Origin of the sequence: Fodinibius sediminis (assembly GCF_900182555.1) — a bacterium.
GTDB classification, from domain to species: domain Bacteria; phylum Bacteroidota; class Rhodothermia; order Balneolales; family Balneolaceae; genus Fodinibius; species Fodinibius sediminis.
The window spans coordinates 53,140-63,635 of record NZ_FXTH01000004.1; the positions used below are offsets into that span (position 1 = coordinate 53,140).

8 protein-coding genes are annotated in these 10,496 nt (G+C 54.1%); 5 read left to right on the top strand and 3 right to left on the bottom strand.

The genetic code is table 11. The features are described 5' to 3' along the window. Positions 1 to 131: 131 nt before the first annotated feature. The 5 genes from FN808_RS05520 (at position 132) to FN808_RS05540 (ending at position 7,871) form a co-directional block, all read left to right on the top strand. Entirely contained in the window at positions 132 to 3,236 is a 3,105-nt protein-coding gene (locus FN808_RS05520; RefSeq protein ID WP_142713562.1) for an efflux RND transporter permease subunit, read from the top strand. A gap of 65 nt (positions 3,237 to 3,301) precedes the next feature. Next, positions 3,302 to 3,622: a P-II family nitrogen regulator gene (locus tag FN808_RS05525; protein ID WP_142713563.1), complete on the top strand. Its 321-nt coding sequence runs from the start codon at positions 3,302 to 3,304 to the stop codon at positions 3,620 to 3,622. 319 nt (positions 3,623 to 3,941) lie between these two features. Beyond that, on the top strand, positions 3,942 to 4,598 hold the full coding sequence (locus tag FN808_RS05530) for a hypothetical protein (RefSeq protein ID WP_221929934.1): 657 nt from the start codon (positions 3,942 to 3,944) through the stop codon (positions 4,596 to 4,598). A gap of 72 nt (positions 4,599 to 4,670) precedes the next feature. Beyond that, complete coding sequence (locus tag FN808_RS05535; RefSeq protein ID WP_221929935.1) at positions 4,671 to 6,896, top strand: carboxypeptidase-like regulatory domain-containing protein; 2,226 nt, start codon at positions 4,671 to 4,673, stop codon at positions 6,894 to 6,896. Between the two features lie 108 nt (positions 6,897 to 7,004). Further along, positions 7,005 to 7,871: an ATP-grasp domain-containing protein gene (locus FN808_RS05540; RefSeq protein WP_142713564.1), complete on the top strand. Its 867-nt coding sequence runs from the start codon at positions 7,005 to 7,007 to the stop codon at positions 7,869 to 7,871. 19 nt (positions 7,872 to 7,890) lie between these two features. On the opposite strand, the gene dnaJ is transcribed toward FN808_RS05540, so the two are convergent. The 3 genes from dnaJ to FN808_RS05555 form a co-directional block, all read right to left on the bottom strand. Then, positions 7,891 to 9,045 (bottom strand): molecular chaperone DnaJ, encoded by a 1,155-nt coding sequence (gene dnaJ, locus FN808_RS05545; RefSeq protein ID WP_142713565.1) that lies wholly within the window; start codon positions 9,043 to 9,045, stop codon positions 7,891 to 7,893. Between the two features lie 28 nt (positions 9,046 to 9,073). Further along, positions 9,074 to 9,670, bottom strand: coding sequence for a nucleotide exchange factor GrpE (locus FN808_RS05550; protein ID WP_142713566.1), 597 nt, complete (start codon positions 9,668 to 9,670; stop codon positions 9,074 to 9,076). A gap of 182 nt (positions 9,671 to 9,852) precedes the next feature. Beyond that, positions 9,853 to 10,245: a VOC family protein gene (locus FN808_RS05555; RefSeq protein WP_142713567.1), complete on the bottom strand. Its 393-nt coding sequence runs from the start codon at positions 10,243 to 10,245 to the stop codon at positions 9,853 to 9,855. Positions 10,246 to 10,496: the final 251 nt, after the last annotated feature.

Below are 10,496 nucleotides of genomic sequence, written 5' to 3' on the forward strand. Positions count from 1 at the left end.
CTCTTGAAGAAGTGGGATTTAGGGAGATTGATTTAACAGAGTTGTTATAGTCAATTGCTCAGGATGAATGCGCCCAATATGGGAATAACAATTGATCTAAATGATATTCAACGACTAAAGAATTTTGACTTATGCTTCAACAGATAATAGACAACGTATTAAAGAACCGCTTGACGATCCTCATTTTGGTGGCGGCCGTTGGCGTCTATGGATACTTCTCCTTCGAGGATGTTCCCATCGACTCCTTCCCAGACGTATCGCCCACCATGGTGCAGGTGTTTACTTCCAGCCCGGGCCTGTCACCGGTGGATGTGGAGACGCAGATCAGCTACCCCATTGAAATCTCGATGTATGGGCTGCCCAAGCTGGATCGCGTGCAAAGTACCTCTATCTTCGGGCTTTCGCGCGTAAATATATACTTCGAGGACGGCACCGACATCTATTTTGCCCGTCGGCTGGTTATGGAACGGCTGTCCAAAGCCAGGGAATCTATCCCTGATGGCCTGGGACAACCGCAACTGGGTCCCATTACTACAGGACTCGGAACCATCATGATGTACGAAGTAACCAACACCGATACGGCCGACCACTCCCTGATGGAACTTCGTACGGCCCAGGACTGGATCGTGAAGCCCCAACTGCGAACGGTGCCCGGGGTTACTGGCGTCCTTTCTCTCGGTGGGGATGTCCGCCAGTTCCAGGTCAATGCGGATATGAACGCCCTGATATCACGCGGGCTTACGCTGGAAGATCTGGAAAAAGCCATCAACAGCAACAATCGTAATGTGGGTGCTTCTTTTCTGGAGCGAGGCGGTGAAGAATATCTCGTCCGCGGCTACGGCTGGATTAAACCGGACAAGCAGGGCTTAGAAGACATCTGCAATATCATCGTAAAGAACTCTGGTGGCACGCCCATTTACGTCAAGGATGTCGCCACGGTGGAATTCGGTTCCGAGATTAAGCGAGGTACTCTTATTAAAGACCGAGAGGAATCGGTAGGTGGCTTTGTGCTCAAGCTCATTGGCACGAACACGCAAGACCTGCTGGCCCAGGTGGATCAAAAGATCGATGCCATTAATAAAGCACTGCCTGACGGCATGGTAATGAAACCCTTCTACTCGCAGGGGCAGCTCGTCAGCAAAGCCGTAGGTACGGTAAGCAATGCCCTGTATATCGGGGCTATTCTCGTGCTGGTCATCCTCTACTTTTTTATGGGCGATGTCCGCTCGACGCTTATCATCATCTCGACTGTTCCCATTGCGTTTCTCATCGCCTTCATTGGTATGAACCTGATGGGGATATCAGCGAATCTCATGAGTCTGGGGGGCTTGGCGATCAGTATTGGTATGATCGGGGACAGTGCCACCGTGATCGTGGAAAACACCTACCGCTTGCTGGAAGAACGGGATACTGAGAACGTATCCCTGGTGCGGGTGGTAGGTGAGGCCGCTCGGGAAGTCATCCGTCCGGTAATCTTTGCGACCAGCATTATTATTATCGTATTTATCCCACTCTTTTCGCTGGAAGGCGTCGAGGGTAAAATGTTTAAGCCGCTGGCCTATACGATTACCTTTGCCTTGGCCGGAGCCATCTTTCTGGCCCTGACCTATATCCCGGTCATTTCCAGTTTTATCTTGCCGGATAAAGGGATGGACAAAGAGCCGTGGTTGGTCCGCAAGGTGAAAGGATTCAGCCGACCGCTGATTGAAAAAGCAACCCAGTTCCCCAAGATGGTCTTTGGTGGGGCCTTGGTGCTGTTTGCTGCAAGTATGGCGGTATTCCCCTTCCTGGGAACCGAGTTTCAGCCGACCTTGCGGGAAGGTACGTTTGCCGTACGTTCTGTGCTACCTCCGGGCGCTAACCTCCCCACCACCAAGGAATACACGAAGCGTATTCAGGAGTCGATGCAGACCTTCCCCGAAGTGCAAGGGATCTTTTCCCGTGTGGGACGTGCCGAAGTGGGCGGTGACCCCGAGCCGGTAAACGTGGTATTTAACGTAGTGAACCTCAAGCCGCTTGATGAGTGGGAAGCCGGACGTAGCTATGAAGAACTGCAGTCGGCCATGGCGCAAAAACTGCAGGAAGATCTGCCGGGCGTGGCTTCCAACTTTTCGCAGCCGATTCAACTGCGTACCGATGAGCTCCTGAGCGGCGTTCGCGCCCAGGTAGTCGCCAGTCTCTATGGGGATGACCTGGATACCCTGGCTCAAAAAGCGCAGGAGATTGCAGAGGTTGCCAAAAGCGTAGAAGGAGCTGTGGATGTCCGCGCCCAGCAACAGGGCGGCAAACCGCAAATCCTCGTGCGACCTGATCGCGAGCAGCTGGCGCGACTGGGCATCAGCATTGACGACTTCCTGAATACCGTTGAAACTGGTATTGGAGGCTCGGTAACCGGTCAGGTCTTCGAGGGCATTCGCCGCTTCGATATCTTCGTGCGCCTGCAGGAAAACCAGCGCAAGCGCATTGAACAGGTTCGGGAGTTGCCCGTACGTACTGCTAAGGCCTCCTTGGTACCGCTCTCCCAAATTGCGGATGTGGACGTCTTTACCGGTCCCAAGCAAATATCTCGTAATAAAGCGAGTCGGAGAACTTACGTGCAGCTTAATGTTCGAGGTAGAGATATGGGAAGCGTCGTGAACGAAATCCGCCAAAAAGTAGAACAGCAAGTAGATCTGCCTGCCGGTTACTTTACCGAATACGGCGGACAGTTTGAAAACCAGCAGCGGGCCATGAACCGCCTTATGGTGGTCGTACCCATTACCCTGGGACTGATCTTCTTCATGCTGTTTTCCACCTTTGGCAGCTGGCGCTATGCGGTGCTCATCTTCCTGAACATCCCCTTTGCCACCATCGGGGGTATTTTTGCTCTCTGGATATCCGGGCTGTACCTGTCAGTACCGGCTGCGGTGGGCTTTATCGCGATATTTGGTATTGCCGTGCTCAACGGGCTGGTGATTGTATCCTACATCAATCAGCTGCGGGAGGAAGGCATGTCCACCGAGCAGTCGGTCGTACAGGCTTCCTTGCTACGCCTGCGTCCTGTACTGATGACTGCGCTAACCACCGGCCTAGGGCTGCTGCCCCTGCTGCTGGCTAATGATATCGGCTCCAACGTACAGCGCCCGCTGGCAGCCGTGGTTGTAGGTGGACTGTTTACCTCCACCCTGCTTACGCTGGTGGTGCTGCCAACCATCTACACCTGGTTTGCCGAACCGGTCAAACACGCCGAACTTTAATTTTTAAATAACAGACCTGTTAGGTTTTTGAGACCTGACAGGTCTCAATTCAACTATTAACTATTATGAAAGAGATCAAAGCTTTTATTCGAATAAACATGATCGATTATGTTATTGACGCCCTTGAAAGCATGGACGATGCCCCCGGCATTTCGTTAAGTGAGGTGCGCGGCTGGGGTCATGCCGAGGAAAAAGAAGCAGCCCAACTGGTCCAGCGCATTAAGTTGGAAACGGTCGTTCCTACTTACCGGGTAGATGAAATTATCTCCGTGATTGTTGAAAAGGGACAGACCGGTAACTACGGGGACGGCAAAATTTTTGTATCTAACGTAGAAAAAGCCGTACGAATCCGAACCGGGGAAACCGATGATGATGTGATACGGTAACCAACCATTGTTATACTGAAACTGCAACACAGATTGAGATACTGCTCCCTGGATGTGGCCGTTCATGTAATCCGGAGAAACAAAATAATGTTACCGCCCCCCTTGGCTTGCCTCTGACCGGTACAAATGGTATCCTTTTGATACTGTGGCCCATTAAGCACTTCGCTTGTGAAAAGCAACGGTACAACAGGGATTATAGACAAGAGAAATAGAGATAAAATAAATAAACAGGGATTAAGAGCCTTTCCTTACGGATTCATTGATTCACCCGTGTCGCCATGGGAGGCATTTCCAAAAACAAAAAGAAAGAGGACCAGTCATGAATACCAAAACCATCATTTCCGTAACAGCATTAGCCGTGTTATGCATGGCAGGAGCCCAAAGCCTATGGATGTCTTCGGACAGCCACATGAGCTTTTTTATTACCAGTGAAGGTCCAGGAAGCGGAGCCGACCTCGGAGGGCTCGAGGGAGCCGACCAACACTGCCAGATGCTTGCCGAAGAGGCAGGCGCCGGTGACCGCACCTGGCATGCCTATCTCAGCACCGACGGCTCCGGGGGGGACGAATCAATCGATGCCCGGGACCGTATCGGACAGGGTCCATGGTACAACGCTAACGGCGAGGAGATAGCCAGCGACGTTGAGCACCTGCACGGAGACAACAACCTCAACAAGGAGACTGCCCTTGATGAAAACGGCCAGATGGTCAACGGACGGGGAGATGACCCCAACATGCACGACATCCTGACCGGCTCACAGCTGGACGGCACCGCCTTCGGCAGTGAAGAGGACAAAACATGCAGCGACTGGACGAGCAGCGGTGAGGGAAGCGCACAGGTGGGCCACCATGATCGCGAGGGCGGGGGCGAGAACCCAACCTCGTGGAATTCTGCTCATGGCTCCGCAGGATGCAGCCAGCAGGACCTCCAGGGCACCGGCGGCAATGGCCTGTTCTACTGCTTCGCCATCAATTAACCAAAACAGGAGCCTTCAGCGGCCGGCGGCCAATTTTGCCACATATTCTCCACAGCTAAAAAACCAACTGTTATGCAACCGTATCCCTCTTTTTCATTCCCAGACGATGCACCAACTCATAATGAAAACGCCTTTCAGCTACCGAAGCAGTTATTAGCCGTGCTTGCTGCAGTGGTGTTGCTCACGGGACTGATTGCCTGCGACCCCGCTGCCGAATCCAAACCGATCCAGGTAAACAGCGATGACCTGGGCGGCGTGGTGACAGGTCCGGACGGTCCGGAAGCGGGCGTCTGGGTCATCGCCGAGACGTATGACCTGCCCACCCGCTTTGCCCGGATTGTAGTCACCAATGAGGAGGGGCGCTACCTCATTCCCGATCTCCCCGACGCCAACTACCACGTCTGGGTGCGCGGCTACGGGCTGGTGGATTCACCCAAACAGGAGGCCACGCCCGGGCGGCAGCTGAACCTGGAAGCGACAAAGGCACCCGACCAGCAGGCTGCGGCGCAGTACTACCCGGCCGGCTACTGGTTTTCGCTCATCGAAATGCCCGGTGAAGAGGAATTCCCGGGCAGCGGCCCCGACGGCAACGGCCTTTCTCCCAACCTCAAAACCCAGGCCGACTTTGTCCGTAATATCAAGTCGGGCAACTGCATGGCCTGCCATCAGCTGGGCAGCCGGGGAACACGGGAATTTCACGAGTCTTTCGCGGCCGATACCTTCGCCTCCACCGAAGATGCCTGGGAACGCCGGGTGCAGTCGGGGCAGGCCGGCGGCTCCATGATTTCCAGCATCCATCGGCTGGGGCGTGAAGCCACCCTCGAGATGTTTGCCGACTGGACTGATCGTATTGCCGAGGGTGCCGTACCTGAGCAGCCGCCGCGTCCTGAGGGCCTGGAACGCAATGTCGTCATCACGCAGTGGGACTGGGCCGACCCGAAGGCGTACCTGCACGACCTGGTGTCCACCGACCGGCGAGATCCCACCGTCAACGCCAATGGACCCCTCTACGGCGCCCTGGAACTCAGCGCTGATTACCTGCCCGTGCTGAACCCCGAATCAAACGATAGCAGCCGGGTACCCCTGATCGTACGCAACCCGGAGACCGAGGCGGCCGCCGCAGCCTCGGTACTGAAGCCTTCGCCCTACTGGGGAGAAGAGGTGCTGTGGGACAGCAAGGCCAATGTCCACAATCCCATGATCGACGGCGAAGGCCGCGTATGGATTACCGCCGCCGTGCGTCCCCCTGCCAATCCCGACTTCTGCCGGGAAGGATCGGACCACCCCTCAGCCCGGGTATTTCCCGTCGATGGGGCTTACCGGCATCTCGGTGTCTATGATCCGGAAAGTGACGAATATACCACTATCAGCACCTGTTTCAGCACCCACCACCTGATGTTCGCCGAAGACGAGAACAACACGCTGTGGACGAGCGGGGGCGGTGAAGTGGTGGGCTGGCTGGATACAGAGCAGTTCCTCGAAACCCGTGACGAACAGGCCTCCCAGGGATGGACGCCGATCATCCTCGACACCAACGGGAACGGCCGGCGCGACGAGTACGTAGACCCCGGCGAGCCCGTCGATTCCACCATGGACAAGCGCATCACCAACGGGCTGTATGCCGTAGCACCGGCCCCGGACGGTTCAGTCTGGGGCTCCTCGCTGGGCTATCCCGGGGCAATCGTCAGACTTGTGCCCGGCGACAATCCATCGGAGACGGCCCTGGCGGAGCTTTATGAGCTCCCCCTCAACGAGGAGGGCAAGCCGGTTGAGGGCTTCTCCCCCCGCGGCATGGATATCGATCGCAACGGTGTGGCCTGGGTGGCCCTGGCAAGCGGACATATGGCCAGCTTCGACCGCGAGAAGTGCAAGGGCCCGCTCAATGGCCCGCAAGCGACAGGACAGCACTGCCCCGAGGGCTGGACCTTCTATACTGAACCCCTGCCCCAGGTTAAGGGCGTAGACGGTTCCGGCAGCGCAGAATCCAGCTATTATACCTGGGTGGACCAGTTCAATACACTGGGCCTGGGCGAAAATATACCCATCAATACCGGCAATGAGTCGGAGGGACTGCTGGTACTGAAGGACGGTGAGTGGGTGGTCCTGCGCGTGCCCTATCCCATGGGCTTTTACACCAAGTGGATGGACGGCCGCATTGACGATCCAGATGCCGGCTGGAAAGGACGCGGGATCTGGGCGACGGTCAGCACCCGGGCGCCTTTTCACATGGAGGGCGGCAAAGGGACAACCAGCAAGGTGTACAAGTTCCAGATGCGCCCTGACCCCCTGGCCCACTGACGGAAAGCCGGAAAGGTCTTTACTCTCTTGCGAATAAATGTTATTTACTTTTCATTTCAGGGAGTTACCCTGAATAACCTGTAATCACTTAATCATATCGCAAGATTGATGAAGAAGTGCGCGTTCCTGTCCATGGACAGCCTTGAGGATTTTGTATGTTATGATCACCTTTTAAATGAACCGCTCGCCCGGCGGGGTTGGCAGGTGCGGGAAATTTCATGGCGTGCCGAACAGGTCGACTGGAACCAGTTTGAGGCAGTCATCATCCGCAGCCCGTGGGATTACCAGCAAGACCCGAACGCCTTTTTCAAGACCCTCGAGGACATCAACCGCTCATCCGCCCGTCTTGAGAACAAGCTGGAGCTGGTGGAGTGGAATATCGACAAGACCTACCTCCGGGATCTCGAACAGCAGGGCATTGAGATCGTACCGAGCCTCTGGCGAGCCAAATTCGACCGGCAGGAATGGGAGCTTTTTTTTGAGGAGCTGGGAACTGATGAGATCATCATCAAGCCCACCATCAGTGCAGGAGCGGATGACACGTACCGGCTGACCAGGGAGGACAAGGCCGACTATGCTGAGAAACTGACAGCAATATTTGCCGATCGCCCCTTTATCGTACAGCCGTTCATGCCGAACATACTCTCGGAAGGGGAATTCTCGCTCTTCTATTTTGGCGACAGCTACAGCCATACCATTCTGAAGACACCGAAAAAGGATGACTTTCGCGTACAGGAAGAACACGGCGGCCGGCTTCAGCTGGTGGAGCCCGAAAAGAAACTGCTGGCAACGGGCCAGGAGATTCTCGAGCTCATTCACCCGGATCCGCTGTACACCCGCATTGACCTGGTGCGTACTGCACAAAACACCTTCGCCCTCATGGAGCTGGAGCTCATCGAACCCTCCCTCTATTTCAACATGGACCCGGAATCACCCGAACGGTTTGCCAGGGTCTTCGACGAGTGGATGAATTAAGAGTATCAAGTCTTCGGGATTAAGCAAAGACGTCCTTGATCTTGGAGAAGAAACCCTTGCCGTCGTCTTCTTTATTGGAAGCCTCGAAATGATCGCTCTCCTTCAGGGCTTCAATATGCTTTCGCTCTTCTGATGTGAGATTCTTCGGAATATAGACATTCACACGTACATACTGGTCGCCGATGCCCGATCGCTTCAGCCCGTGAATACCTTTTTCCTTCATGCGCAATAGCTTCCCGGGCTGTATGCCTTCTTCAATCTTGATCTTGGCCTGCCCTTTGAGCGTAGGCACCTTCACTTCTGTGCCCAGAATCGCATCGGGGACACTCAGCACCAGGTCATAATAGATATCGTTGCCGTCGCGCTCAAAATATTCATGCTCTTTTTCTTCGATAAGCACAACCAGATCTCCGGCTTCACCCCCGCGCTTGCCGGCGTTCCCCTTGCCGCGCATAGTGATATAATTTCCTTCGGAGACGCCGGAAGGCACTCGCACCTTGACAGTCTCCTCGCCCCGGTATCGGCCTTCTCCATGGCACTTAGAGCACTTCTTCTTGATAATGCGGCCCTCGCCCCGGCACTCGGGACACGGCTGGACATTCACCATCTGTCCCAGCATGGTTTTGCGCACCTGCCGCACTTGTCCCATGCCATTGCAGGTACTGCAGGTTTCAAAGTCGTCTTCGGTCTCTGCACCGATACCGTTGCAGGCATCGCACTTGATCTGCTTCTTGACCTTGAGCTTCTTCTCGGTTCCAAAAGCGATCTCTTCCAGGTTCAGTTCAATACGGAGTTTCATATCCGACCCCGGCTGACCGGGCGAACGGCGGCCGCGCGATTGTCCCCCGCCGAAGGGGTCGCCTCCACCGAAGATATCACTGAATCGGCTGAAGATATCCTCGAAGCCCATATCCTCGAACCCGGCGCCTCCACGGCCGCCGAAACCTCCATTGACCCCCTGGTGACCAAACTGGTCGTATCGCTGTCGCTTCTGGGAATCGCTCAATACCTCATAGGCTTCCGAGGCTTCCTTGAACTTCTGTTCTGCTTCCGGATCGTCCGTATTGCGGTCGGGGTGAAATTTCATGGCCCGTTTCCGGTAAGCCTTCTTAATTTCGGATTCCGACGCATCCTTACTTACTCCGAGTATATCGTAATAGTCTTTCTTAGACATGAAAAAACGTACTTAACCTTAAATCAAATTATTCACTTACAATTACTTTGGCATGGCGGATGGTCCGGTCGCCCATGCGGTATCCGTTTTCTACAACTTCAAGAACGACGTCACTGCCGACCTCCTCATCCTCAGCTTTATGGCGCATCATGGCATCGTGGTAATCCACGTTGAACGGCACACCCACTTCGTCGATACGCTCCACATCGTACTTTTTAAGAATCTCCTCGAACTTGTTGGCTACCATCAGAACACCATCCATGAATGTATCGTTGACATCGAGGTCTTCGGCCGCCTTGAGCGTCCGCCGCAGGTCGTCATTGACGTCGAGAAAATCCTCCAGTGCATTGGCCTTGGCGGTTTCATAGATTTGGCCACGCTCGCGCTGCACCCGCTTGCGATAGTTCTCCAGCTCCGCGGCCTTGCGCAGGTGCATATTTTTGGTTTCTGAAAGCTCCTTTTCCAATTCCTCAATCTTTTGCTCGCGGGCCACCAGCAATTCCCGCAGCTCCTCGGCCTCCAGTCCCTCGTAGCCGTTATCCTGTTCGTGTACCTCTTCCGCCGCTTGCTGTTTCTGCTCTTCAGCGGTCTGTTCGTTAATTTCTTGTTCTTTTGATTCGCTCATTTGTAATAAATCTATCTGTTAAACACCATTTTATTCTTTCGGGATGGTTATATGCAAATAACATGCCATCCAAACAGCCCTCGTTTTCTGCTGACAAAGTTACGCAGCCCCCCCGCTCCGGCGGAAAAAACGATCCAGACTGTCAGTATTTTTATAAAATACGAATTATATTGATAGGTCCCTTAATCTTCGTCCTCTTCATAGAAAAACTCAATCATATTGCCATCAGGATCGGAGGCAAAGACAAAACGACCCCGTTTTCGGTTGGCTGGACCACTGAGCACCGTCACTTCCTTCTCCCGCAGGTATTCTGCCATTTCATCCACCTGCTCGGGTGAGTCCAGGAAGAATCCGAAATGATCAACCCGGTAATCGCGCGAGGAGGGGTCATAGCTTGTCTCCGCTTCAACCAGCACCAGGGTATCCTCGCTTCCTATGCGATAGACCGCCATGCTTTTCCCCATCTTGCGGACAAGCTCAAATCCCAGGACATCGCCGTAGAATTCTTCTGCACGCTCAATGTCATTTACTCGAATGGTTATGTGATTAATGCCTGATGGACTAAAATCTGTCATAATTAATGCTCTGTTCACTGTTGGTTGACGGTTATACTGACCCTGTCTGTCGGGGCAGCTTAGTATAGCCTTTTTGCAGCTAAACTTCACCCACAGACCTGCGGGCACTGCCAGACGGTGCTGTGCCTCTCTCCTGCCAGCCGGCTCAGATTACGTCAAAAGATAAGACGAATTCCCTTATCTTTTATCATTTTAACATAACAACCTCCATCATAATTTATTAATATATACGCGCGTTAATTCAGGCGGCA